The organism is Hyalangium ruber (assembly GCF_034259325.1).
Classification (GTDB): Bacteria; Myxococcota; Myxococcia; order Myxococcales; family Myxococcaceae; genus Hyalangium_A; species Hyalangium_A rubrum.
Genome location: NZ_JAXIVS010000006.1, coordinates 88,717 through 113,337 on the forward strand (window position 1 = coordinate 88,717; position 24,621 = coordinate 113,337).

The window sequence follows — 24,621 nt, forward strand, 5'->3', positions numbered from 1 at the left end:
CGTCCGCAGGAGTTGAATCAGGCGGCTTCACCGCGAGGGGTTATCGGATGCACGGCCCGGAAGCCGAGGACGAGCCGGTTCGCGGTGTTGATGACGCCAATCATGAGGGTCAGCTTCACGATCTCCTCTTCGGTGAAGTGCGGTTTGAGCGCGGCGTAGTCCTCGTCGGGTGCGTGCGTCTGGGCGACGAGTGTCAGGGCCTCGGTCCAGCCCAGGGCCGCCCGCTCGCGGTCGGTGTACAGCGGCGACTCACGCCAGCCGTTTAGAAGGTAGATGCGCTCCTCGGTCTCCCCATGCGCGCGGGCGTCGCGGGTGTGCATGTGGATGCAGAAGGCGCAGCCATTGAGCTGGGACGAGCGGATCTTGACGAGCTCGCGGAGGCTCGGCTCCAGCCCCAGGGCCTCCACCTTCTTGCTGAAATCCACCATGAGATTGAGGGCGTCCGGCGCGACCGCGAAAGCATTCATCCGGGGCTTCATGTGTAGGTCCTCGTTCTGGGGGGGCGAAGTGCCCTTCCATCCCCAGGACGACGCAGCCGGTGCCGCGTGTGACATGGCCATTTCAAATGCCTAAAAAGGACCCAGGAGGCGCCCCCGGATGAAGACCGTGAACGATGTGGAGACGCTCGAACGCCTGTACGGGGTTCCCGGGAAGTCGTCCGTGCTCAAGGAGGTGGATCATCTCCACCCTGCATACCGGCCCTTCATCGAGCGATCGCCGTTCATGGTCCTCGCCACGTCCGGCCCTGGAGGGCTGGATGCATCGCCGCGAGGAGACCCCGCCGGGTTCGTGGTCATCGAGGACACGCGCACGCTGCTGCTGCCTGACCGCCGAGGCAACAACCGCATGGACTCGCTGCGGAACATCCTGGCGGATCCTCGCGTCGCGCTGTTGTTCTTCGTCCCGGGCGTGAACGAAACCCTGCGTGTCAACGGCCGGGCGAGCATCGTCATCGAGCCGTCCATGCTGGAGCGCTTCACCTTCGATGGGAAGGCGCCGCGCTCCGTGCTGCGCATCACTGTGGAGACGGTCTACTTCCAATGCAGCCGCGCGCTGGTCCGCTCCAGGCTTTGGGACCCAGCTCGGCACGTCACCCGCGCCGAGTTCCCAAGCCCCGGCTCCATCCTCGAGGCGCTGAGCCCGGATGACTTCGACGGCGACGAGTACGATCGCGAGCTGCCCGGCCGGGTGAAGGCGACGCTGTACTGAGCATCCAGCGTCCACGTCGATGGGCTCGCTCGCGAGGCAGCTCCCAGTCAGAGCGCGAGCGCGACGGCCCATCGAATGGGGACGATCAAGGGTGAGAGGCCTCTTGGATTCGCACCCTCCCATCGCCTGCACCCGCGCAGGGCGCCCCGAGCCGAGGTCACGGCGCCGAGCGCCTGCCGATCTCCGGGAAGCGCTCGTAGGCGCGCTTCAGCGCCTCCAGGTGGGCGGGGTTGTCGAGATCGAGCGGCGCGTCGGTGAGCTGCACGACCCATCCGCCCGATTCCGTGCGCCGCGCCCGCGAGAGCAGCTCGGCGTCACGAGCAGGAGCCGGGGACCCGATGGCTCGTGCGGCAGTCGCCAAGATGTCCTTAAGGAAGGAGTTCTGTCCGCCGCGGGCTCCACCGGGCCGAGCTGGCGCTGCCCGACATGGGACGCCGCCCCTCCGGGCCTTGACTAGACCTCCTCGAACCTTGTGCCTGTGGCGCCCATGCCCTCTAAGGCATTCTTGATTTCCTCGGAGACGATCAGCGGGCTGCTCCAACCCTCGCACCGCAACACCAGGGCGCTTCCCGCCTTGGCCTTGTCGATGCGCATGTCACGCACGGAGGCATACTGACCGACCTTGTGAGGCACTCCGTCCTCATGCGTCCAGAGTTCGATCCGGGACGCCTGTTCGTCGATACATCGGATGAGGCGTGTGGCCACGAGGATGAGGTACTGATCCGGTTGGCCCTCCACATCCACGGGGAGCAGTTGCACGTCCTCCGGGGCCAACCCCGCGAACGTGGAGGCGACCCGGACATGAACCACCGGGATGTTGAGGCCAGCCTCTGTGTAGTCCAGCGGCTTGCCCTCGATCTCGATGGGGATTTTCAAGCGGCTCTTGATATGGACGGGCGTTCCCCTCCAAAAATCGTAATCGTCCACTTTGACGCCCTGAGTGTTCCGGGGCATCGCCAAGTGCCAACGGTTCGGGAACTTCACGTCGTCGGCCAGTCTGAAGAAACGCTTGGGCATGGACTCCGTTTATCGCTGCTTGGCTTGAGTGACGAGTTGGTTCAGTTCAGTTTCCGGGGTGGCGATCTGCTTGGCCAGTTTCCGGAGTCGGGCCGTCAACGCCGCCCGGCAGTCCACGACGCTGCGACAGGCCGCCGTGGCTTCGAGGAGTTCGTCCAAGATGAGCTGATGATACCGCTCGGGGTGTGGTCCGTAGTGCCCGGGCAGAGGCAGCTTGTTCGCCGGATCCTCCATCGACATTCCCGCCTTGGCGAAGATGTCTCGGAACCTCGGTGTCCACGGGCCCCCGCGCACGGTGGACTTCTCGTTGCAGATGGTGGCGATGTGGTGCGTCTCGATGCAAGGGCTCGTGCTGCCACTGCCACTCGCCCCCATCGTCATTGCGGTGGCGGCCACCGTCACGCTCGCGCTCTCGGCGCTGAGCGCGATTTCCTCCACCACGCCCAACGCGGACAGCGAGATTTTTGCTGTGCCCTCGGCCTGCACGGCGACCTGGGCCGAGCCGGGCAGCGTCGGCACCTTCGCCGCGAACAGTTTCGCCGTCGAGCCAATGGCCGCCATCAGCAGCATGGCGCATGCGCGCGCTGCCTCTCGCCCGAGGAGTCTCCCGAAGCGCTCGCCCGCCTCGCGGATCTGCTCGAAGGTGGTCGCCACCTTCACCTCGTCCATCAACTGGAGCCAGCCGTTCACGAGGTTGAGGAGCGTGTCAACGCCGACATACAGAATCAGTCCCACGCCGACCACCGCCACCAGCGCCGGAGCCACCGGGTTGATCGCCATGATCAGCAGCATGGAACCCAACGTCCACAAGACCGTGTTGATGAGTGCGCGGACTTCCACCATCTCTCCCAGCGCTTTCTCCATCTCGTCGATTACCGGGCCCTTGCTCAGGGCCAGCGCCCAGATGTAGCGGCCGTGCCTGTCCAGGTAGCGTCCACCCACCAGTGCGCCCCCGAGACAGTCGCCGTAGAAGCTGTGAACGCGCTGGCACCAGACCCGGTAGCGCTCGGCTGTCTCCAGATCGTCTTGCGTCAACGTGCCGTCCCAGGACTCGCCCGGACTCATCGGCACCAGCTTCTTGTCCTCTCGCAGGTAGAGGTAGTTGCCGAACTGCGGGTCCATCTGAAACATCTTCTCGGCCGTCTGACGTGGCGTGCCTGACAGCCGCACCTCGTGCGCCAGTCGCCTCATGGCCTGCTGGAACTCCGCTGGGTCCACCACGACGGGTTGCAGGTCCACCGTGCGGGGAATGTGGACGACGGCTTTGCCCTGACCTGTGTCGTCCTCCACGTGGGAGACCCTCGGGACGCTGCTGCATCCCACGAGGAACGCGAGGGCAAGTGCGCTGATCTTTCTCCACGGAATTCGCCTCAGACCCATGTGTCACTCCTTCATGCGAGGAGGGGAGAAGGTTAGAGGGCTGCCCGGGGAGAGGAGGAGCCGCCGGCCCAGCTACGGCACCGTCACAGCAGGTTCAGCCAGGCAATGATGTCCTGCGTCTCCTGCGGAGTGATGAAGATGCCCCGGAGAGCCAGAGCGCCGGTGTAGTGGAGCAGCACGTCATCCAGCGTCTTGGCGGAGTTGTCGTGGAAGTAGGGCGCCGTGTTCTTGATGTTGCGGAGCGACGCCATCTTGAAGAGGTTGAAGTCCTCCAGGCGCCCCGTGATGAGGAAGCGGCCGGGATCCGGCGAGATGCGCACCTCCGGGAGTCCACCCGGGCGCTGGATGACGAACGTGTACACGGGAGACAGTCCGGGGTTGATCTCCGAGATGAACGCGTTGGAGAAGCGCGAGCCGGGAGGCTGGCCGAGGAGGTTGCGAGGGCCCGTTTCGTTGAGCAGGGGGCCGCCGTGGCACTGGCCACAGAGGCCATCCGGCCGGAAGAAAGCCCGGCCTCGCTTCTCCGAGGCAGTGGTGCCCTCGGGCAGCCCTGGCGCTACGCCCGTCTGTGCGTAGTCCCGCATGGCCTGTGAGGAGAAGAGGGTCTGCTCGAAGCTGGCGATGTCCGCCAACTCCTCGGCAGTGGGCTCTCGTGTTGCCTGGGCATGTCCCAGGATGGCGCTGTGGGCCTGGCTCGTGAGGGTTGGCTCACGCCCGTCCGCCATGAGCACCGGGTCCAGCGCGGGAGTGTCGAGGGTGCTCGGAATGCCGCGCCGCAGGGTGACCTGGGTGGCGAAGGGGTTGAGCAACAGCCGGGTGTTCGAGGGCAGCGGTACCGAGACGAGGATGGTCGCGTCCCTCAGCAGCCGGTGGTAGGACCTGCCCGTCGAGCCGTCATCGCTGTCGATGGCTCGGAACATGGGCTCATCCGGGTTGCTCGCATACCGTGCCTGGAGGTCCGCGGGGGTGACTGTCCCCGTGGCCAGGCTGTGGCAGGTTTCGCAGGTGCGCCCGTTGCCACCGAAGGTCTCTTGACGGAAGAGGCCCTCGCCCACCGTCAGCGTCTGTCCCATGGCCACCGCGTCAGCGCGAGTCTCCACTCCGCCTGCGTCCGTGAGAGGGGTGCCCCCACAGGCCGTGGTAAGCCACAGGGTTGCCAACGTGGCCACATGGAGACGCTTCATCGTGTTCAGTGCCATCCTGGATCTCTCTGCAATGAGGTTCTGTCCTCAGTTGCATTGAAACCGCGAGAGTGGATCTTTTGATGGCCTCGCGCTTCCGAGCGGGCACCAGGAGCCACGGACGCCTCACCCTCGGCTTGGACTCATTGGCAGTTGGCCGCCTCCTGCCTCATCCGGACCGTCTCCTTCCTCCAGGGCGACAGCAAGCCAGGCCACACGGCGGCGCGTCGTCGCAGATGCGCTCCTCGAAGAGCAGCGGCAGGTTGAGCAGGCCACAGGACTGCGGCAGGCCCGTGATGAGCCTGCCCCGGTACGTGGAGCGGGACGTCAGCCCGGTTGGAGTGCGGAGTGTGAGTGTCATTCCCAGCGAACCGGTGGGCCTGCCCGAGGCCAGGGCGTAGGCCTCCGTGCTTGAGATCGCGGAAGTGATCGCCGGGCCTGGACGCGTCTTCTCCCGCCGGCTCCAGCGTCTTCCTCCTGGCCTGGGGCACAGGAGGTCTCACGAGAGCCGGGAGCCCGGCACGACGGGGCACGGGGAAGTCTTACGACCTGCCCGACGCGTCCGGCCTGGACACTCGCCACGAGCCACGGCGCTTCACCGCTTCAATCCTACTGATGCCGCTACCCCTCGCGCATGAGCGATCCCCAGCATTCCTTCGCGGCGTAGGTAATGGCTCTTGCGGATGCGCTTTAGGGTCTGCTCCACCGCGTCCAACATGGCGAACGCTCGCCGCGCCTTCTCTGGGAAGCGGGGTAACGATTGGACGTAGAGACACGCCACGTTGATCCGATGGGTAATGTCCGCGTATCCGAGTCGCTGACAACGGCGCAAGAGCGGGCCGAACTCTTCCCACCCCGCCCCGCTCGCGTATGCCTGAGTGATGATCAACTGCATCGCCAGCCGATCGACGTGCAACCGCTCGGCGGGGGTTCTTGCCTCCTGCTTGAACTCCTCTGCCTGCGCGAGCATTGCGCGCTTGATCTCGGTGTATGGCGTGTCAGCCTTGAACAACTGGACCAAGAGATCATCGGTACGCCGAGAGACACTGTGCCACCAGTCTTTGCGAGTGCGCCGCACGCTTCAACCTCCCGGGCAGGGCTTCTCGTTGGCTTCCGCTGGCCACTCCCCCGAACGTTGGCAGAGGATAAAGCACGAGCGGCACTGGCTCTCACCGTAAACGCGCAACTCCGCGTCACCCCCCACGAACTCACGACATCTCACGTAGAACTCTTGGCATCGCTTGTTCCACTCCCTCTGTTCTTCGGGTGTGGGAATGGGGGGCGATACTGGCTCGGGGTTCCTCTTCGGAGCGGGCTGGGTCTGAGGCTTGGGCTGAGTCTTGGGGGGGCCAGCCATCCCTGTGCAGCGCTCCCAGGCTCCGGGGTGTTCCTTGAGGCAGCACGTCTCGGTGTCGTCTCCCGGTTGGCATCCCATCCCGTTCATGTAACAGCCCGTCCCCAAGAGGAGGACAGGGAGCATCAGGAGCACGCAACGCGCCGCACGACATGCAAACACGCTCGGTCGTTCCATGAGACGGCCCCCAGAAAGCTGCGGGATCAGTCAGCCCCGGAATTATCGGAACCACGGCGCCCCTGTTGCGTAGGCACGCACCGCCCGGCCCACGGCACGGGCAAGCGGTCGCACGTGGACGAGAACAGGGGGCGCGCGGCTCGCACACGTGACCAGCCAGCCGGATCGCCGCGCAGGGTCGCGTCGAAGAACGCGGTGACTGCCTAAGCCCCCGGACATAGATGTTGATCACCTGCTGCTGCCGCATCCCGCCCGGCGGGTCTCCCCGTCGAGGGCGCAGTAGAGGGCCACCGGCAGCCCTCACTTCGAGGTGTGCAACAACGATGACCGAGGGCTTAGTTCGTCCCGCGCAGGGCATCCTCGCCGGCCTGGCTGATAACTCCTGGCAGGAGGTACGGCAGGATCGGAGAAAACGCCGCCACGTCGGTGAAGTCGTAATGGGGCGCGCTAGCGATCTGCAGTCGGCACGAAGGACCGCCCAGGCGCTCGATGAAGGCCTCCCGTCAGTACCGAGAGGCGGTGACGAGCCGCTTCGCCAAGGGTGCGCTCGTCAAGGTGCAGGTGCGCAACCAGAAGGGCAAGGCGGTGGTGGACTTCAAGGGGATTCCCCTGGACCAGTTGGCCAGGCTGGTCGAGGCGCTGACGGCGGAGCTGCCTCCGGCGCGCGAGCTGCAGCCGGGGGCGAAGGTCGTGCCCCTGGCGTGAGTCCGGGGTGGAGTGAAGCGGCGGCCCCCTCCCGGTTCCAGGGGAGTGCCGCCTTTCGTCTGTGCGGGTGTTCGCGTTCAGCGATTACCGCGGCTGCTGCCGCTGGCGCTTGAGGCGCTGGTACTCCTGCCACGCCTCGTCGGCCCGGGCGAGGATGCGCGACAGCTCTTCCTCTTCCTGGGTGAGGGGCTCCTCCACGGGGCCTCCCTCGCCCGAGGCACCCACGCTGCCGCCCTCGGCCGCCGCGTGCGCCAGCCGCACCGCGGCCGACTGCGTCGCCAGGCCGGGCCACGTGGTGCGGCCCCGCTCGATGCTCACCTCGGCCCAGGGCTCGTCCGCCTCATTCTCCCGGGGGTCGAACACCAGCCGCGCCCGCAGGTCCCCGTGGTAGCGGACCATCAGCGCACCCAGCACCTTGTGGAAGAAGGCGCCCTTGGCGTCCTGGGAGATGAAGATCTCCACCAGCTCCGCAGCGTCTCCCTCCAGCTGGAAGCGCAGGAAGCTCTCCTGACCTTCCTGCTCCAGGGTCAGCGAGCCATCATCCTCACGTGCTACCTGTACCGGTAGAGCCGAGCTCAGCTCCACGGGCAGCCGCTCCAGCGCGAGCCTGGGCAGCTCCAGCCGGAACGACAGCACTTCCACTGCTTCAATACGCGAGCCCATCTGTCCTTCACTCCGGCCGCCTCTAGGGCGCGCTAGAGGTCGACCTTCTTCTCCGAGTGGTTCTGACCGTCATAGCGTAGCATGACACCCTTGCCATCGTAGCGGGTAACGATGTTCACCGGTCGACGCCAGAGCGCCTGTAGGTTTCTCAGGGTTTCCCGGGCGTAGTCGCCCTTCAGGTCCTGGCCGTCATGCTTGTGGGCCAGGAGCATCTCGCTCCGGTTCTCGAAGTTACCGTCCACCACCTCGATGATGGGCTGGCCGAAGTTGGTCAGGGACTGGAGCAGCTTGGACTTCACCTTGCGGAACTCCCGGTCGAGGATCTCCCAGGAGTTGCGCTTGTCGTTGAAGCCGTAGACGAACAGCTTCTGCTCGATGGCGAACTCGGCGGTGAGGAACGTGTCGATGAAGGTGATGTCGTTGTAGTGCTTGCGGACCTCGAAGATCTTCTCGCGGCCGGCGCCCAGCTTCTTGTCCCACGAGCTGCGCGCCCGCAGGTCATCGCACTCGTCCCACTCCTTGCCGAAGCGGCCCTTGTTCCAGCGCTCTTCGATGTCGCGCCACAGCTCGATGCCCAGCTTGTACGGGTTCAGCGCGCCGGGGCGGGTGCCCATGGTGCCGGAGTGCCGGTCCGCGTAGTCGATGATCTCGTCATCCTTCAGGGCGCGGCGCGTCATGATGGTGGAGTGCCAGTAGCTGGCCCACCCCTCGTTCATGATCTTCGTCTGGCCCTGGGGCGCGAAGTAGTAGGCCTCGTCGCGCAGGATGCTGAGGATGTCGGCCTCCCACGGCTCCAGGGGCGCGTGCTCCAAGAGGAAGTAGAGCACGTCGCGCTGGGGGCGCTCGGGGAACTTCTTGGCCTTGAGCTTCTCGTCCTCGACCTTCTTGCGCTGGGACTCGAGGAACTCGGACGGGTTGATGAAGCCGCGCATGTACTCGCGGCCGACCTTGAAGCCCTCCACGCGCTCGTTGGCCTTGGCCTCGTCCTCGGCCCGCTTGGGGTCCGGGTTGCGGCGGATGTGAGGGGCGTGCTGGTCGATGAGGTTCTCGAGGCTCAGCGCCTTGTCGATGAAGTCCTCGACCTTCTCCACGCCGATCTTGTCGATCCACCGCCGCACGCGCGTGGCGTGGTTGGCCATCTCGTCGATCATCCGCCGGTTGGTGTGGCGGAACGAGAAGTTGTTCTTGAAGAAGTCGCAGTGCCCGTACACGTGGGCCATCACCAGCTTCTGGTCCACGTCCGCGTTGCTCTCCAGCAGGTACGCGTAGCAGGGGTCGTTGTTGATGACGAGCTCGTAGATTTTGCTGAGCCCGTACTCGTACCCCTTGGAGAGCTGCTCGTACTCCATGCCCCAGCGCCAGTGCGGGTAGCGGTTGGGGAAGCCTCCGTAGGAGGCCACCATGTTCATCTCGTCGTAGGTGACGACCTCGAAGATGGTCTCGAAGAAGTCGAGGCCGAACTGGCGCGCGTAGCCCAGGATCTCCTCGTTGAGCTTGGCCAGGTGGGGTGTGAGGCTCTTGGGCATCGGGCGGGTGCTCCGTGGGGGCGGGCGGGGCGCTTCAACGTCCCTTGCCGAGGAAGTCCTTGATGGAGTTGTAGATGGCGTCCTTGTCGGCGATCTCGCTCAGGGCCACGTTCTGCTGGTCGCCCACCGCCTCGCGCAGGTCCTTGATGAACTGGCCGCTGCCGTAGGGGCTCTCCACCTGCCCGTAGGCGAACTGGTTCACGTTGGGCAGCACGTCGTTCTTGAGCATGTCGATGCACTGGCGCGTGTCGTCCGCGCTCCAGTTGTCACCGTCCGAGAAGTGGAACGGGTAGATGTTCCACGCGCTCTTGGGGTAGTCGGCCGCGATGATGTCGCGGCAGAGCTTGTACGCGCTGGAGATCATCGTCCCACCCGACTCACGGGTGTGGAAGAAGGTCTCCCGGTCCACCTCGCGCGCCACCGCGTCGTGGATGATGTAGCGCGACTCCAGCCCCTTGTACTGGTGGCGCAGCCACGTATCGAGCCAGAAGCTCTCGATGCGGACGATCTCCTTCTGCTCGTCACCCATCGAGCCCGACACGTCCATCATGTAGATGATGACGGCGTTGGTCTCCGGCAGGTCCTGCAGCTTGTAGCTGCGGTAGCGCCGGTCCTCGCGGGTGGGGATGATGACGGGCTTCTTCGGGTCGTACGTGCCCGTGGCGATCTGCCGCTTCAAGGCCTGCTTGAAGGTGCGCTTGAAGTGGCGCAGCGACTCCGGGCCGGTGGTGTTGATGCCCGTGTACTTGATCTTCTGGGTGACGATCTTCTCGTTGTGCCGGCGCTCGATGTGGGGCAGTTGCAGCTCCTCGCCGAGGATCTGCGCCAGCTCGTCCAGAGTGACGTCGACCTCCAGGGCGTGCTCGCCTTCGCCCTGGCCGGCCTGACCGTGCCCGTCCCCGGGCTGTACCTGCCCGGGGCCGAGCGTCTGACCCACCTCGCCGTCTCCCTGCCCGACGCCGCCCTGCTCCTTGTGGCCGTACTTGAAGCGCGGGATGTCGATGAAGGGAATGGGGATGGAGATGGCATCCTTTCCCTTCTTGCCCAGCATCTCGCCCTTCTGCACGTACTTGCGCAGGTTGGCCTTGATCTTCCCTCGGACGATCGCTTTGAAGCGGGAGTGGTCCTGGTGGATCTTCAGCGACACGGCTACTCCTTCGCGTCCCCGCGGGCGAAGATGCTCGCCACGAAGTTGAGCACGTCCGTGGAGCAGATCTCGCAGTAGCCGTAGTTCTTCATCATCCGGTCCTTCACGAGATCGATCTTCTCCTGCGTCTCCTTGTCCACCACGCTGGAGATGAGGTTCTTGAGCTTGATGCTGTCCTTCTGGTCTTCGAACAGCTTCAGCTCGAGCGCCTTGTGGAGCCGCTCGTTGGTCCGGTAGTTGAAGGTCTTGCCCTCCACGGCGAGCGCGCCGATGTAGTTCATGATCTCGCGGCGGAAGTCGTCCTTGCGGCTCTCGGGGATGTCGATCTTCTCCTCGATGGCGCGCATCAGCCGCTCATCCGGCTCCTCGTAGAGGCCGGTGTACTTGTTCTTGACCTTCTCCTTCTGGGTGTAGGCCTTGATGTTGTCGATGTAGTTGCCGCACAGCTTGCCGATGGCGTCCTCGTCGGCGGAGATGGCGCGCTGGACCTCGTTTTTGACGATGTCCTCGTACTCCTGCTTCACCGTGGTGAGCAGCTCCTTGAAGCGCTTGCGCGAGTCCTCGCTGTTGATGAGCGAGTGCGTCTTGAGGCCCGCGTCCAGCTCGTTGAGCACCATGAACGGGTTGATGCAGCCCTCGCCCTTGTCGCTCACCAGGGCGTTGGAGATCTTGTCCTGGATGTAGCGGGGGCTGATGCCCTCGAGGCCCTCGCGGATGGACTCCTTGCGGAGCTCCTTGATGTTGTCCTCGGTGAAGTTGGGCAGCGTCTTGCCGTTGTAGAGCTTGAGCTTCTGCAGCAGCGACAGGTTGTGCTTCTTGGGCTCCTCCAGGCGCGTCATGACGGCCCACATGGCCGCCATCTCCAGCGTGTGCGGAGCGATGTGCTTGCCCTTGATGGCGCGCGAGTTGAAGTCCTTCTCGTAGATCTTCACCTCCTCGCCCAGCTTGGTGATGTACGGCACGTCGATCTTCACCGTACGGTCACGCAGAGCCTCCATGAACTCGTTGTTCTCGAGCTTCTTGTACTCGGGCTCGTTGGTGTGGCCGATGATGACTTCGTCGATGTCCGTCTGCGGGAACTTCTTCGGCTTGATCTTGTGCTCCTGCGAGGCGCCGAGCAGATCGTAGAGGAAGGCCACGTCCAGCTTGAGCACCTCGACGAACTCGATGACACCGCGGTTGGCGATGTTGAACTCGCCGTCGAAGTTGAAGGCGCGCGGGTCCGAGTCCGAGCCGTACTCGGCGATCTTCCGGTAGTTGATGTCACCGGTGAGCTCGGTCGAGTCCTGGTTCTTCTCGTCCTTGGGCTGGAAGGTGCCGATGCCGACGCGGTCCTTCTCGCTGAAGATGAGCCGGTTGACGCGGATGTGGCTCATCACCTTGGCGAAGTCGCCCTGGTACTGCGTCATCAGGTCCTTGAAGACGAAGCGGCAGGCGGGGCACAGCTCACAGCCGTCCGGGATGGTGTAGCCGCTCTCGGGCGGGGACAGCTCGGCCAGCACCTTGGGGCGCCACTCCCGCGGGATGAGGTTGAGCGGCTCCTCGTTCATCGGGCACTTCATCTTCTCCTTGGTGACCGTGCCGTCCGGCTGCTTCTTGTCGGTGGTCCAGGAGAAGGTGTAGGCGGCACCCTCGGGCGTCTTGGAGTACTCCTCCATGCCCTTCTTGAGCAGGCGGGCGATGGTGGACTTGGAGGAGCCCACCGGGCCGTGCAGGAGGATGACGCGCTTCTCGGTGCCGTAGCCCTGGGCGGCGGACTTGAAGACGTTCACCAGCTTCATCAGCGGCACGTCCAGGCCGAAGATGGCGTCACGGCCGCCGAACTTCTCGTCACTGAAGAAGTGGTAGCGGATGAGCTTCTTCTTGTTGTCGATGTACTCGGTCTTTCCGTGACTGAGGATCATGTCGTAGATCCTCTGGTAGGCCGTGCGGGTGATCTTCGGGTTCTTCCGGACGATCTCGAGGTAGTCCTCGAAAGAGCCCTCCCAGTTGAGTTCCGCGTAGGTCTTCGTGTCCTGCAATGCGGCGATTCTGGAGACCCACGAACCCTTCTCAGCGTCCTTCATGTCTCTCCCTCGCGGCCACCCGGGAGCACGAAGAGTCGCGCACACGAGGAGCCAGAATTTGAACCTGGGGGGCTAGCAAGCCATTCCAATTTCACCCCACCACCGGGTCCCAGGCGAAGCAACACGTCCTGGTGCCCCTTCGGGACCCCGCCGCGGAGTGGGACCGCGTGGTCAGCTCGTGTCGGGGGAGCCCTGGGGGCACACCCTCCACGGGGTGAAAAGGCAGCTTGATTATAAGGACCCGAACCCCGGCGGGTAGGGTCCAACGGCGCAACACAGCTTCATTGAACGTCCAAAGGTCGATGTTTCGGCCAGTTGGCACGGTTCCTGGGGGTTAAATCCCCCCACCTGTCGACATAACGGCCTGCGCCAGAGGCGTGCAACCTACAATCCCCCCAGTCGCAGGGGGAGAGGTAGGACACCCCCCCGGCCCCTGGTGGGCTGGAGCCACCGGGGGTGGTGGGTTGGGAGGGGGGAGGGGAACCTGCCAGGACACGGGGTTCCTTGGTTTTGCGGCGTACCTGCGTATCCTCCGCGCCGCCATGGCGTCCGCTCTGTCTCCCGCTCCTGTGTCACCTCCCTCGTTCCTCTCGGCGGTGCCGGCGCCGGAGCATGAGCCGAGCACGCGGCTGCTCATCGGCCTGCTGCTCGTGGCGGCCCTGGTTCCTCGCCTGGTGGTGTTCCCCGTCAACGAGAACCGGTATGGGGACTCGGTGGTGCGCACGGAGCTGGCGGAGCGCTGGCTTGGCGCTCCCCATCTGATCGAATCCTTCCAGGACGGGGCGCTGCAGTTCGGGCCGCTGCACATCTACCTGGTGGGCGCCGCGCTGACGGTGCTGGAGCGGGAGCACGCGGGCCGTGCGGTCAGCCTGCTCTTCGGCGTGCTGTCCGTGGTGCCGCTGTTCGTGCTCACCCGGCGCTTCTTTGGCTGGCGCGCGGGGGTGTGGGCGGGGCTGGCCTTCTCCGTCTGGGGCATGCACCTGCAGTTCTCCACCACCGCGGGCAGCGAGGCGGTGTCCCTGTTCTTCATGCTCTGCGTCTTCGCGCTCTACGGGCAGGCGCTCGAGGAGCGCCGGTTCGGCCCCATCTTCGGGGCGGCGATGTTGCTGAACCTTGCCTGTGCGTTGCGCTACGACGCGTGGCTCTACATTCCACTGCTCGCGTTGCTGCCGATGTTGTGGGCGAGGGACCGGATCGCCGCCACCACGCTGGCGGTGGCGTTTGGCCTGCTGTGCCTGCCCTTCCCGCTGCTGTGGATGCAGGGCAACGAGCTGGCGCACAGCGACCCGTTCTATCCCATCAAGTTCATCGACGAGTTCCACCGGGACTGGGTGGCGAACTCCACGGTGGGGTGGAGGCAGTGGTGGTTCCGGGTGCAGAGCCTCTTCTTCTGGCCAGGGACGGCGGTGCTCACGCTGACGCCCGGGGTGGCGCTGCTGGGCATGGTGGGCATGGTGCGGGCGTGGCGGCAGCGGCCGGAGACGCGGTGGCTGGTGCTCGCGGCGCTCGTGCCGGCCGTGTTCTACACATTCCGGGCGGCGGTGCTGACCAACTTCGTGCCGCTGGGGCGCTTCGCGGTGACGCAGATCGTGCTGCTGCTGCCCTTCGTCGCGTACGGCTTCTCCGGCTGGGTGGGGGAGTGGGGGCCTCGGGCGCGCCAGGTGGTGGCGGGGATCACCGTCGCGCTCGCGGTGCTCATGCCCGTGGCGCTGGGGCTCTATACGTTCCGGGCCGATGGCGGCGTGCGGGAGGTGCTGCGTCCCATCAGCCCAACGTCCACCAACCTCCAGCCAGTGATGGGGGCCGCGCGATTCTTGAAGGAGGAGGTGGCCGCGAAGGGCGGGGCGGTGGTGCTCGACAGCGATGCGAGCTTCCAGGACTTGCAGCTCGGCTTCTTCTCCGGGCTGCCGGATGAGCGCGTGGTTCGCCTGCGCTGGCCCGACTTCCGCGCGCAGTTGGAGACGGTACGGCCCGAGTACCTCGTGCGCTTCGATGAAGGCGGGCTCGTGCGCGAGCCAGGCGTGACGCTGGAGGGGCGGACCCTCACGCTCGGTGGCGTTGCGTATGAGGAGCTGGAGGGCTTCGCCCCGCCGGTACACGTCTACCGGCGTCGTTAGTTGCCCTGCTGGCGCTTCTTTCGGAAGAACTGCACCTGCCACTCGTGTACGGCGGCCTCGTGGCACTCCAGCGTGGGGCAGAAGATGTGCGTGCCGTCGTTGCGGGAGACGAAGAAGAGATCCTCGCAGTCCAGCGGGCGCAGGGTGGCCTCTAGCGCGGCGGCTCCGGGGCTGGCGATGGGGCCCGGGGGCAGCCCCACCCGGGTATAGGTGTTGTACGGGTGCGCCGTCTCCAGGTCCTTCTTGGTGATGTTCTTCGAGTACACCCCGCGCAGCAGCCGCATCGCGTAGATGACCGTGGGGTCCGTCTGTAGCTTCCACCCCATCTTGAGCCGGTTGTGGAAGACGCAGGCGATGCGCGGACGCTCCTCGGGGGCGCCGGTCTCCTTCTCCACGATCGAGGCCAGGGTGAAGGCCTCCAGCACGTCCAGCTTCACCTCGTTCTTGCGCTGGGCGTTCGCGCGCCGGTACGCCTCCAGCGCGCTGGCCACCATCTTGGTGAGCACCGCCTCCTCGGTGGCCTTTCGCGTGAAGGTATAGGTGTCCGGGTAGAGGAAGCCTTCGATGGAGCCGGCCGGCACGCCGATGTCCGCCAGGAAGCGCCGGTCCGCCGCCAGCCGCTCCAGCTTGCGCAGGTCCAGCTTCAGCTCCGAGCTCGCGACGATGGGGAGGATCTCCTCGGCGCGCAGGCCCTCCGGCACGGTGAAGCGGTACGTCTTCACCTGACCGGAGACGATCTTCTCCAGGGCCTGCCCGGGGGTGAGCGTCCCGGTGAACTCGTACTCACCGGCCTGGAGCCGGGGGCCCAGTTGCTCCCGGCGGATATAGAGGTAGAGCAGGTCCGCGTCGGTGACGACGCCCGCCTCGGCGAGCAGCTGGGCCAGCCTCTTGGGGCCGGTGCCCGAGGGGATCTCGACGGTGGCTGCCGTGGGGAGGGTGACGGGGGCCGAGGCGAACGCGGTGATGCGCCGCTCGCGCAGGAAGTACCAGCCGCCGGCGGCCGCACCCGCGAGCACCCCGAGGACGAGCAGGGCGAGGAGCGCTTTCTTCACTCAGTACTCCGGGTCGAAGTCGTCGGCGTGGAGATCGGCGGCGGGCCGATGGGCGTCGAGCCAGCCCTGGAGGATGAACTGCGCGGCCACCTGGTCGATGACCTGGCGGCGTTTGGCCCGGGTGAGGTCCGCCTCGAGCAGGGTGCGCTCGGCGGCCACGGTGGACAGCCGCTCGTCCCAGAACTCCACCGGCACGCCGAGCGCCTGTCCGGCCGTCTCCGCGAACTTCCGGGAGGCCTCGGCGCGAGGGCCCTCGCTGCCGTCCATGTTGAGGGGCAGCCCCACCACGATGCGAGACACCTCGTGCTCGCGGACCAGCTCGGACAGCTCGGCGAGGTCCGCCTTGAGGTTGGTCCGCCGCACGGTCGTGATGGCCTGGGCGGTCAACCCGAGCCCGTCCGAGACGGCCACTCCGATGGTCTTGGTTCCCACGTCCAGGCCCATGGTCCGCATGGCCGCGGGACTCTAGTCGCAATCTCGCGCCGTGGACTCCACCGTCCACGGCGCCGGACGGGTCTCGTTCAGCGGGAAACCTAACCGGCTGAATTCGCTGGAGGTGGCAGTCCCCAAGAGGTTCGGCACCCCGGCTGCAATGCGCATGGCCCGCCAAGGCGCGGCGACTGGCAGTTCCAACCTCTTACCCGCCGCGCGGGAGGCAACATGCTCGACTTCATCAAGAACGCAGTGAACACCCTGGCCGGGCCGATGGCGACCGCCGCCGACTTCGCCGGGGACAAGCTGGGGCTCCCCCCGCTGCTGACCAACTCCATCAAGGCCGTCGCCGGGGCGGTGACCGGCAATGTGATGCTGGCGGCCAGCGGTGCGATGGGCGTCGTCTCGGAGCTGCAGAAGAACCCGGCCGCTCAGACGGAGTTCTACCCGTGCAGTGACATGATGCGGGCCCAGCAGGGCTACGCGAGTCCGGCGCAGACGTCCTCGGCGGCGGCCTCCAGCACGGGCACCCTGGAGCCCAGCGTCCTCGAGTACCGGGAGGCGCTCAAGACGATCGCCGCCAACTACGGCCTGCTCGACACGCTGTGCGGCAAGCAGAACGGGAAGTTCGACATCGCCACGCTCCAGGCGGCCTCCCACCACCCGAACCTCTCGCCCGAGCTGCGCTCCGCGGCGCACTTCCTGCTCGGGCACCCCGAGTACCGCAACATGGTGGACACCGCCGGCGAGGGCGGTCGGGTGGACGGCACCATCAGCCAGAAGGACGTGCAGAAGGCGCTGAAGAAGGTGAACGACGACATCGCGCAGTACGGCGTCCGCCAGCCGTCGACCCCCGCGCCGTCCGTGCCGGCTCCCGCTCCCGCTCCGTCCACGCCGCCTGCGGGGACGTGCCCTCCGCCCGCGGGGACGTGCCCTCCGCCCGCGGGGACGTGCCCTCCGCCCGGTCAGCCGAGCACTCCCGTGCAGGGCACGCCGGTGCCGACGCCCCCGCCCTCCACGGGCGGCTCCGGCTCGGGCGTGAGCGACATCATCAACAACCCGAACATGAGCATGGAGGAGAAGCTCCAGGCCATCCTCATGATGATCACCCGCGACACGGACGAGGAGATCCTCGGCGTGATGCAGGAGATGGCGAACGTGCGGGGCGAGCGCGCCTCGCTGGGGACCGGACAGACGGACCCGTCGCGCGCCGCGAAGCTCGAGACGAGCATGGAGCAGCTCAACCTGCGCCTCCAGAAGCTGATGGAGAAGCGCAAGCAGATGTTCGACCTGATGAGCACGATCTCCTCGAAGTTCAACGAGATGGCGAAGGTGGCCATCCAGAACCTCGGCCGGGCCTGAGCCGCCATGGGACGCGTCATCAAATACCAGGGAGACACGACGATGGAGATCCGGTCCGAGACGGTGGCGAGGCTGAAGGCGTTCGCGCGAGGCGAGGTGACGTGGGCGGAGGTGGAGGGGATGACCTTCGAGCAGGCGAAGGCCATCGCGCAGGTGGGCTGCGACCTGGCGGCGGCGGGGCGCTACGAGGAGGCGCGCGTGCTCTTCGAGGGGCTCGTGGAGGGCAACCCGAAGGACGCGGCCAGCCGGGCGGCGCTCGGCACCGTGTACCAGAAGCTGGGGCGGGTGCAGGAGGCCATCGCCGAGTACAACGCGGCGCTGGAGCGCGACCCGCGCAACCCGGTGGCGCTCGCCAACCGGGGTGAGCTCTACCTGCGCCAGGGCCAGCAGCAGGGCTTCACCGACATCGCCAACGCCGTGGAGGCGGACCCGCACGGAGAGACGGTGGCGGGGCGGAGGGCCCGGGCGCTGGTGAAAGCCATCACGCTGGTGGCGGTGGAGAAGATGAAGGAGGCGAAGCCGTCGTAGTGCCGTTCGGCGGGTGGGCCTGGGAGGGAAGGTGGAGAGGAGGGTGGGCCCACCCGCTGGTGGCTTTTCAGGGCTGGGAGATGGCGGCGATGCGCTCGCCGATGGGCGGGTGGCTCATGCCCTTGAGCACCTGCCACCGAGGAGGCTCGGGGTCCATCTTGTTCACCCGGGCCGCCTTGACCAGCATCTGCCGGAAGGTGACGGGGTCACCTGTGAGCCGCAGGGCGAAGCGGTCGGCCTCGTACTCCCGCTCTCGGGAGAAGGCCCCCGAGATGGGGCCGAACACCGTCGTCACCATGAAGAACAGCAGCATGAGGGCCGGCACGGTGCGGATGTCCGCGAACTGGGTGGTGCCAAACCAGCCCCGGGAGGCGGAGAGCCGCAGCAGTCGGTCGATGATGAAGAGGAAGAGCACCAGCGCCAGCGAGGAGGCGATGCGGCCCGGCCACTTGGACTCATTCACGTGGCCGGCCTCATGGGCCACGGCGGCGAGGACCTCTCCCTCGGTGAACTCCCGCAGGATGACGTCGTTGAGCACGATGGTGCGCGTGGGCCCCTGGCCGGCGAAGTAGGCCTGCACGCGCTTGGAGACGACGGAGGTCTTCTCCACCACGATGTCCGCGAAGGTGATGTCCGCGCGTGCCAGCAGCGCGGTGAGCTGGGTGCGCAGGGGGCCGGCCTCCAGGGGCTTCTGCTCGTAGAAGAGGCGCCCGCGATACGGATCGATCATCGAGGAGGCCAGCAGCATCAGCACGGCCACGGGCACGCCCAGCACCAGCCACCAGCGCTTGATTCTGCGCGCCAGGCCGTAGAGGCCGAAGACCAGACACGCCACGAGCATGCACCCCATCGCCACGCCCTTGAACGTGTCGCCGAGGTAGCGCATCGGCGTGTACGTGGACATGCCGTAGCGGTGCTCGAGGATGTAGGAGAAGTACACGTCCGCCGGGAAGAAGAGGACGGTGAAGGTCAGCTGCAAGGAGAGGGCGAAGATGAGCGCCGCGCCCCAGCCGCTGCCGCCCCAGAGCCGGTCGAAGACCTTGAGGAACACGCGGCTGCCAGGCGCGGTGCGCAGGGCGCTGAACCGACGATCGAGCCGCGCGGCGGTAGCCTCGGCGAACCGGTGGTAGGGCTTGTTGAGCACCCCCAGCATGAGCCCCAGCAGTCCCAGGTTGATCAGGGGCACGACCGCGCTGCGGACGTACCACGGGAAGTGGTACTCCTTGATCTCGGCCAGTTGCTCGGGCGTGAAGATGGGGTCCATGGGCGGGACGAGAGGCTATGTCGCCTCCCCCCCATGTGCCTAGGTGGCCCCCGAGAGGGGCCTTTCGCTCAGGAGTGCGGCTCCGAGGTGGGTTGGGGCGGGGGAGTGGCGTCCGACTCGTTGTCCGCGTCCGCCAGCAGCAGCTCCTTCACCTTGCGCAGGCTCTCGCGCGTGCGGTCCACGAAGGTGTTCTGCGAGCCGATGCGCTCGGCGGCCTCCAGCGTCCGCTCGTAGATGTTGATCGATTTGGTGAGCAGCACGCGGATCTTCTTGCGCAGCTCCTGGCGGTACACCTGTGCCTCCTCCGCGTTGAGCTCCGGAGGGGCTGGCGAGTTCACCATGTGGTCGTACAGGTTCTCGTACATGGCGCCGATCTGCGCGCCCGCCGCCGTGGCCCAGTAGCCGTTGCCCACGCGGATGGAGCGCAGGTAGTGGCCCTGCGCCGACAGGAGCAGCTCGGCCTTGTAGTTGAGGTCCTCGGCCAGCTTGTCGCCGCCCCTCTTCGGGTCGAGCTTCACCGCCTCGTAGTGCAGCCGGTAGATCTCCCCGATGAAGAAGTGCGCCTGGGCCGGGAAGTAGTCGTCCACCTCGTCCTTGTCCGACAGCCCCTCGTAGGTGGTGAGCACCTTGCGCAGTGTGGCCTCGGCCTGCTCGGAGCGGCCCGCCTCCAGCTCACAGATGCCCTGCTGGACCTGCGCCTCCATGCGGCGGCCCGCCGGGATGTCCTCGCGCGCGGCCACCTTGGCGAGCAGCGCCGCCGCCTCCTCGAAGCGCTCCAGGTGGTACTGCGTCTCCGCCACGCGGAACGCCGCATCCAGCGCGTCGTCCTGCCCCTTCTCCGCGTCCGCCAGCTCGACGAAGCGGTGGTAGGCGTCCTCCCACTCCTTGAGGCGCTGGTGCGCCAGCCCCGCGTTGTAGAGCGACGGGCGCCGGTGCGGGCTCTGCGGGTGGAAGTCCACCAGGCGCCCGAAGTAGCGCGCCGCCTGCTTGAAGTCTCCCGCCGCGAAGGCCGAGGTGCCTCCGGCGAACAGCTCCTCGTCGTTGAGCTTCTCCAGCTCGAGGTCCGCCGTCACCGTCACCGCGTCGAATTCGATCTCCTGCCGGCCCGGCTTGTCCTCTCGCACCGCCGTGCCCGTGGTGCGGCACCCGGCCAGTCCCATCAGGCCCACCACGCCCACCAGCAACCACCGTCGCCATGTGCCTGACATGTGCGTCCTCTTGCTCAAGTTCACCGTCCAGGCCCTCCCGGGCCAGCGTTCCTCAGGACAGCGCCAACCCGCACAGGGTTCCGTTGCACCCGCGCGCCCCAGCTTAATCCCCACCGGGGCTTCTGGCTTCCCTGGCTGCCTGCCCGAAGAGTGGACATGCGCTCAGGGAAACGGCGTGTTCCCCAGCAGGAAGAGGCCCGTGCGCCACAGGGCTGTCAGGTCGTGAACGTCCAGGTCGAAGCGGGGCACCCGGATGATGGGCGTGCCCGGGCAGGCGGCCTCGAGCTGCTGGATGGCGGCGGCGTCCTGCTCGGCCAGCACCTTCAGCTCGTTCAGCGTCTCCACCATCTTGTCGCGGCGCGCGGGGGTGAGGCTCTCCGCTTCCTTCCACAGCTCCGGCGGCGGCAGGGGGTGGACGCGGTTGACCACCAGCGCCAGCACCTCCATCTGGTTCTGCTTCAGCAGGGAGTGGAAGTGCGTTACCTCGTCGAGCCGCTCCGAGTGCGGGCCGGTGACGAGGACGAAGCCCGTCTGCTTGTCCCTCAGCAGCTCGCGCACGCCCCGAGCGCGCTCCCGGAAGCCCTCGTTCATGGAGGAGATGGCCAGCATGAAGCTGGACAGCTCCTGGAGCGTCTCCGTTCCCGTGAACTTGGAGAGCGTCTTGGCCATGTAGCTGCTGCCGAGGTTGAAGAGCGACAGGCCGAACTTGCCCGCCTTGAGCGCCGGCGCCAGCAGCCACTTGGCCGCCTCGTTGTCCAGGAAGTCCAGGATGCGGTTGGGCGCGTCCAGGAAGTCCAGCGCGTGCGCGGTGGGCGGTGTGTCCAGGACGATGAGCTCGTAGGCGCTGCGGCGGCGCAGGTCCCACAGCTTCTCCAGTGCGATGTACTCCTGGCTGCCAGCCAGCGCGGTGGAGAGCGACTGGTAGAAGCGGTTGCCGAGGATGCGCTCGCGCTGGTCGGGTGGGGCGAACCGCGTAATCAGGTCGTCCCACGTCTGCTTCATGTCCAGCATCATCGCGTACAGCGAGGCCTTGGGGTGGACGCCCAGGCTCTTGAGCACCGTGGCGGGCACCTGCGTCTCGGCGTTGCCCAGGGCGCTGAGCCCCAGGGCGTTGGCCAGCCGCTTCGCCGGGTCGATGGTACACACCAGGCTGGAGCGCCCATCCACCGCGGCACGCAGCGCCAGGGTGGCCGACACCGTGGTCTTCCCCACGCCGCCCGAGCCGACGCAGACCAGGACGCGCTTGTTCGCCAGCGCGGCGGAGAGGGCCGTGTCGCTCATGAGGTTCCCGTCACGAGGTGCTCGAGGTGTCCCATCACCTGCTCGATGGCCGCCCGCCCGAAGGAGGACACGAAGAGTCGCGGCACCGGATGCACGGGTACGTGCAGGTTGCGCTCGAGCTTCATGCCGGAGAGCACCGCCTGGGCCGCGCGGTCATGGTGCGCCTTGGCCGCCTGGTACAGCTCCGGGTGGCCGGAGAGCGCCTCCAGGTCTCCCTCGCTGAAGCGCTCGGTGAACGTCGCGTTGAGCACGGCCGCATGGGTGCGGATGCGGAGCTGATCTCGCAGCGCCGAGTGCAGCTCCAACGCCTCGTTTACCGGCAGCTCCTCCGGCAGCGCCACCAGCACCGCCGCCGTGACCTGGGGATCCACCAGCAGGTCCCTCATCTTCAGCGCCTCGCGCGTCATCGGGCCGGGTGGCAGCGTGCGCAGCAGCACGTGGGGCACGTTGAGGAAGGTGATGGCGTGGCCCGTAGCCGGCGCGTCCAGGACGATCGTCTCGTAGCGGTCCCTGCCGTCCGGCAGCTTCTCCTGCAGGTGGTAGAGGATCTTCCCCAGCATCACCAGCTCTTGCAGCGAGGGGATGAAGCGCAGGAAGTAGCGCACCACGCGGTTCTCGAAGACCGTCTTGTAGAGCGTCTCGAAGCGCAGGACCATCAGCGCGTACTCGCGCATGGCCTCCTGGGGCCGCACGTCCACCGCCCAGAGGTTCTCCTCCAGCAGCGAAACCTCGGGGCCCGCGGGCGGGCGCTCCAGGAAGCGGCTCACGCGCTCCTGGGTGTTCACCTCGCACACGAGGGTGCGGCGGCCGGCGCGCGCCGAGCGCAGCGCCAGCGCGGCCGCGATGGTGCTCTTGCCCACGCCGCCCTTGCCGGAAACGATCCACAGGCGCTTGTCGAGCAGGCCGGCCATAAGAGAGCGGCGAACCGTAGGGATGGGTCTGCCCCCTGTCAACGCACTCCCGCGCGCGGATTGCCCTGCTTGACACGCCGCGTTGGCAACCTTCACAGTGCGCCGTTTTCTTCCAGACGCTCTGGGGGGCCCCGCGGGCCCCGCGCACGAGGATCCCTACGTCCATGCTGAAGAACAACCCTGTGATGAAGAAGCTGGTGGAGACCGGTGAGGAGCGCATCGGAAAGATCGCCCAGCAGCTGCTCTCCAACGAGAAGTTCGTCGCCACCGTGCAGACGCTCGTGTCGCGCTCGCTGGCGGCCAAGGGCACGCTGGACTCGGCGCTGCGCACCGCCCTGTCGGCGATGAACCTGCCGTCCACCGCGGACCTGGAGCAGCTGCGCACCAAGGTGGATGACCTGGAGAAGCTGCTCTCCTCCGTGGAGAGCAAGATCGACGCGCTGGTGGACAGCAAGAAGCAATAACCCCAGGAGCCCCCCGCCATGCGGCGCATCGCGTTCATCAACGAGAAGGGTGGCACCGGCAAGACGACGCTCGCGGTGAACACCGCCGCGTGGCTCGCCCAGGAAGCCGGGCTCAAGGTGCTCCTCGTGGACATGGACACCCAGGGGCACTCCGGGAAATCCCTGGGCGTGGATGTGCGCACGCTGCCGCGCAACGTCTTCCACCTGCTCACCGACAGCCGCGTGCAGCTGGAAGAGGTGGTGCAGCCCTCGGCCGTGCCCGGGCTGAGCGTGCTGCCCTCTTATAAGGAGATGGCGGACTTCCCCGTGGAGGTGGCCCAGGACGCGCGCCGCTCCCACCGGCTGGCCGACCGGCTGGCTCCGGCGGAGGCGGCCGGCTTCCAGGCCATCGTCTTCGATGCGCCGCCCTCCATGGGGCTCACCACCCGCAACATCCTCGTGGCGGCCTCGGAGGTGGTGGTGCCGGTGGCGCTCACGTACCTGGCGCTCGATGGGTGCGCGGAGATGGTGGAGACGGTGCGCAAGGTGGGCGAGGCCGAGGGCCGGCCCGACCTGCGCGTCACCAAGGTGGTGCCCACGCTCTACCGGAAGACGGCCCTGGCCGACGCCATCCTCGAGCGGCTCAAGGCCTACTTCCCCGACTCGCTCGCCTCCACGCCCCTGGGTTTCAACGTGAAGATCGACGAGGCCCAGAGCCACGGGAAGACGATCTGGGAGTACGCCCCCAAGAGCCGCGGCGCGGAGATGCTCGCGGCCATCGCTCGGGAGATCCACGAGGCGCCCGCCGCTTCCAAGAAGAAGAAGCAGGCGCCCCGCGTGGCGTGAGTCGCCTTACGACTTGCCCTGCTTCTCCAGCTCGTCGAGCTTCTTCTCCAGCTCCTCGAGCCGCTGGGTCAGCGACTGCATGTCGCGGCCGAGCGCCGGCAGGTTGCCGGTGAGGTTCTCGACGACGTGCCGCACGCGCTCGTCGATCTTCTTCTGGAAGTCCTCGAAGGCGCGCTGGCTGGCCTTGAGCAGCTCCGCGGGGTTGATGGTCGCTCCGCCCGCCTGCCCCTCCTGCGGCTGGGGCTGGGCCTCTTCCGAAGGCGCCTCCGACTCAGGCTCGTCGCCGCGCTTCTCGTCGCGCCGCAGGAGCTTGTCCAGGCGCGACTCCGCCTCCTCGCGGATGGAGGCCACGCGCGGCGTCACTTCCTTCTGGATGAAGCCCGAGATGGACTCGCCCGGGTGGCGGATGATTTCGCGCAGCACCGCCAGCGGCATCTGGTTCTTCTTCTTCTCCTCCTCGAAGATGATCTGCGCGAGCGTCACGGAGGTCAGATCCTCCTTCGTGCGATTGTCGACAATTCGCACCTCGACGCCGTCTTTAATCATCGCGGCGATCTCATCGAGCGTGACGTACCGGCTCTCCACGGTGTCGTAGAGCTTCCGGTTGGTGTACCGCTTGATGACTTTCGGCTCCTTGCCGCCTGGAGCGCTGCTTGCCTGCTCTGCTTCGCTCATTTTTCGGTTCTCCGCCCGTGTCCGGAAGGGTTTCCCGTGAAGCCGGAAAGCCGGGACCCTGTAGCAAAGGGGGGTTA

General features: G+C 66.7%; 24 protein-coding genes. 7 read left to right on the forward strand and 17 right to left on the reverse strand.

What is annotated here, in order from left to right; genetic code table 11:
• Positions 1-17: 17 nt before the first annotated feature.
• Entirely contained in the window at positions 18-479 is a 462-nt protein-coding gene (locus tag SYV04_RS18420) for a carboxymuconolactone decarboxylase family protein (RefSeq protein ID WP_321547131.1), read from the reverse strand.
• Positions 480-597: 118 nt separating this feature from the next.
• On the opposite strand from SYV04_RS18420, the gene SYV04_RS18425 reads away from it, so the two are divergent.
• On the forward strand, positions 598-1,209 hold the full coding sequence (locus SYV04_RS18425) for a pyridoxamine 5'-phosphate oxidase family protein (RefSeq protein ID WP_321547132.1): 612 nt from the start codon (positions 598-600) through the stop codon (positions 1,207-1,209).
• A gap of 157 nt (positions 1,210-1,366) precedes the next feature.
• Here SYV04_RS18425 and SYV04_RS18430 read toward each other — a convergent pair whose 3' ends face one another.
• The 5 genes from SYV04_RS18430 to SYV04_RS18450 all read right to left on the reverse strand — a co-directional run bounded on the left by SYV04_RS18430 (position 1,367) and on the right by SYV04_RS18450 (position 5,865).
• Positions 1,367-1,570 (reverse strand): DUF5953 family protein, encoded by a 204-nt coding sequence (locus tag SYV04_RS18430; RefSeq protein WP_321547133.1) that lies wholly within the window; start codon positions 1,568-1,570, stop codon positions 1,367-1,369.
• A 92-nt stretch (positions 1,571-1,662) separates the two neighbouring features.
• On the reverse strand, positions 1,663-2,226 hold the full coding sequence (locus SYV04_RS18435) for an imm11 family protein (protein ID WP_321547134.1): 564 nt from the start codon (positions 2,224-2,226) through the stop codon (positions 1,663-1,665).
• A gap of 9 nt (positions 2,227-2,235) precedes the next feature.
• Positions 2,236-3,606, reverse strand: a complete 1,371-nt coding sequence (locus SYV04_RS18440) for an AHH domain-containing protein (RefSeq protein WP_321547135.1) — start codon at positions 3,604-3,606, stop codon at positions 2,236-2,238.
• An 83-nt stretch (positions 3,607-3,689) separates the two neighbouring features.
• Positions 3,690-4,706 carry a hypothetical protein gene (locus tag SYV04_RS18445; RefSeq protein ID WP_321547136.1) on the reverse strand — a complete coding sequence of 339 codons (1,017 nt, stop codon included), beginning with the start codon at positions 4,704-4,706 and terminating at the stop codon, positions 3,690-3,692.
• Between the two features lie 676 nt (positions 4,707-5,382).
• Entirely contained in the window at positions 5,383-5,865 is a 483-nt protein-coding gene (locus SYV04_RS18450; protein ID WP_321547137.1) for a hypothetical protein, read from the reverse strand.
• Between the two features lie 942 nt (positions 5,866-6,807).
• Here SYV04_RS18450 and SYV04_RS18455 point away from each other — a divergent pair.
• On the forward strand, positions 6,808-7,023 hold the full coding sequence (locus tag SYV04_RS18455) for a hypothetical protein (RefSeq protein ID WP_321547138.1): 216 nt from the start codon (positions 6,808-6,810) through the stop codon (positions 7,021-7,023).
• 84 nt (positions 7,024-7,107) lie between these two features.
• Here SYV04_RS18455 and SYV04_RS18460 read toward each other — a convergent pair whose 3' ends face one another.
• The 4 genes from SYV04_RS18460 to SYV04_RS18475 are packed head-to-tail and all read right to left on the reverse strand — an operon-like array spanning position 7,108 to position 12,425.
• Entirely contained in the window at positions 7,108-7,686 is a 579-nt protein-coding gene (locus tag SYV04_RS18460; protein WP_321547139.1) for a hypothetical protein, read from the reverse strand.
• Positions 7,687-7,718: 32 nt separating this feature from the next.
• Positions 7,719-9,212, reverse strand: coding sequence for a SpoVR family protein (locus SYV04_RS18465; protein WP_321547140.1), 1,494 nt, complete (start codon positions 9,210-9,212; stop codon positions 7,719-7,721).
• Positions 9,213-9,246: 34 nt separating this feature from the next.
• Positions 9,247-10,359: a DUF444 family protein gene (locus SYV04_RS18470; protein ID WP_321547141.1), complete on the reverse strand. Its 1,113-nt coding sequence runs from the start codon at positions 10,357-10,359 to the stop codon at positions 9,247-9,249.
• A gap of 2 nt (positions 10,360-10,361) precedes the next feature.
• The gene (locus SYV04_RS18475; RefSeq protein ID WP_321547142.1) at positions 10,362-12,425 is read right to left on the reverse strand and encodes a PrkA family serine protein kinase; all 2,064 of its coding nucleotides are present in this window, start codon (positions 12,423-12,425) and stop codon (positions 10,362-10,364) included.
• A gap of 542 nt (positions 12,426-12,967) precedes the next feature.
• On the opposite strand from SYV04_RS18475, the gene SYV04_RS18480 reads away from it, so the two are divergent.
• Positions 12,968-14,542 (forward strand): ArnT family glycosyltransferase, encoded by a 1,575-nt coding sequence (locus SYV04_RS18480; RefSeq protein WP_321547143.1) that lies wholly within the window; start codon positions 12,968-12,970, stop codon positions 14,540-14,542.
• Here SYV04_RS18480 and mltG read toward each other — a convergent pair.
• Together mltG and ruvX are read right to left on the reverse strand one after the other, a co-directional pair.
• Positions 14,539-15,594 (reverse strand): endolytic transglycosylase MltG, encoded by a 1,056-nt coding sequence (gene mltG, locus SYV04_RS18485; protein ID WP_321547144.1) that lies wholly within the window; start codon positions 15,592-15,594, stop codon positions 14,539-14,541. The two genes, SYV04_RS18480 and mltG, sit on opposite strands and share 4 nt — an antisense overlap.
• Positions 15,595-16,047 (reverse strand): Holliday junction resolvase RuvX, encoded by a 453-nt coding sequence (gene ruvX / locus SYV04_RS18490; RefSeq protein ID WP_321547145.1) that lies wholly within the window; start codon positions 16,045-16,047, stop codon positions 15,595-15,597.
• A gap of 207 nt (positions 16,048-16,254) precedes the next feature.
• Here ruvX and SYV04_RS18495 point away from each other — a divergent pair, with 207 nt between their 5' ends.
• Both SYV04_RS18495 and SYV04_RS18500 read left to right on the forward strand, forming a co-directional pair.
• Positions 16,255-17,388, forward strand: a complete 1,134-nt coding sequence (locus SYV04_RS18495; protein ID WP_321547146.1) for a hypothetical protein — start codon at positions 16,255-16,257, stop codon at positions 17,386-17,388.
• Between the two features lie 6 nt (positions 17,389-17,394).
• Entirely contained in the window at positions 17,395-17,916 is a 522-nt protein-coding gene (locus tag SYV04_RS18500; RefSeq protein ID WP_321547147.1) for a tetratricopeptide repeat protein, read from the forward strand.
• A 67-nt stretch (positions 17,917-17,983) separates the two neighbouring features.
• On the opposite strand, the gene SYV04_RS18505 is transcribed toward SYV04_RS18500, so the two are convergent.
• The 4 genes from SYV04_RS18505 to SYV04_RS18520 form a co-directional block, all read right to left on the reverse strand.
• Positions 17,984-19,180 (reverse strand): M48 family metalloprotease, encoded by a 1,197-nt coding sequence (locus SYV04_RS18505; RefSeq protein WP_321547148.1) that lies wholly within the window; start codon positions 19,178-19,180, stop codon positions 17,984-17,986.
• A 68-nt stretch (positions 19,181-19,248) separates the two neighbouring features.
• Entirely contained in the window at positions 19,249-20,388 is a 1,140-nt protein-coding gene (locus tag SYV04_RS18510; RefSeq protein ID WP_321547149.1) for a tetratricopeptide repeat protein, read from the reverse strand.
• A 162-nt stretch (positions 20,389-20,550) separates the two neighbouring features.
• Entirely contained in the window at positions 20,551-21,669 is a 1,119-nt protein-coding gene (locus SYV04_RS18515; RefSeq protein ID WP_321547150.1) for an ArsA family ATPase, read from the reverse strand.
• Entirely contained in the window at positions 21,666-22,580 is a 915-nt protein-coding gene (locus SYV04_RS18520; protein ID WP_321547151.1) for an ArsA family ATPase, read from the reverse strand. Before SYV04_RS18520 ends, SYV04_RS18515 begins: the two co-directional genes overlap by 4 nt.
• Before the next feature lie 164 nt (positions 22,581-22,744).
• On the opposite strand from SYV04_RS18520, the gene SYV04_RS18525 reads away from it, so the two are divergent.
• Together SYV04_RS18525 and SYV04_RS18530 are read left to right on the forward strand one after the other, a co-directional pair.
• Positions 22,745-23,044, forward strand: coding sequence for a hypothetical protein (locus tag SYV04_RS18525; RefSeq protein ID WP_321547152.1), 300 nt, complete (start codon positions 22,745-22,747; stop codon positions 23,042-23,044).
• Positions 23,045-23,062: 18 nt separating this feature from the next.
• Complete coding sequence (locus SYV04_RS18530; protein WP_321547153.1) at positions 23,063-23,869, forward strand: ParA family protein; 807 nt, start codon at positions 23,063-23,065, stop codon at positions 23,867-23,869.
• 6 nt (positions 23,870-23,875) lie between these two features.
• Here SYV04_RS18530 and SYV04_RS18535 read toward each other — a convergent pair whose 3' ends face one another.
• Complete coding sequence (locus SYV04_RS18535; RefSeq protein WP_321547154.1) at positions 23,876-24,544, reverse strand: polyhydroxyalkanoate synthesis regulator DNA-binding domain-containing protein; 669 nt, start codon at positions 24,542-24,544, stop codon at positions 23,876-23,878.
• Positions 24,545-24,621: the final 77 nt, after the last annotated feature.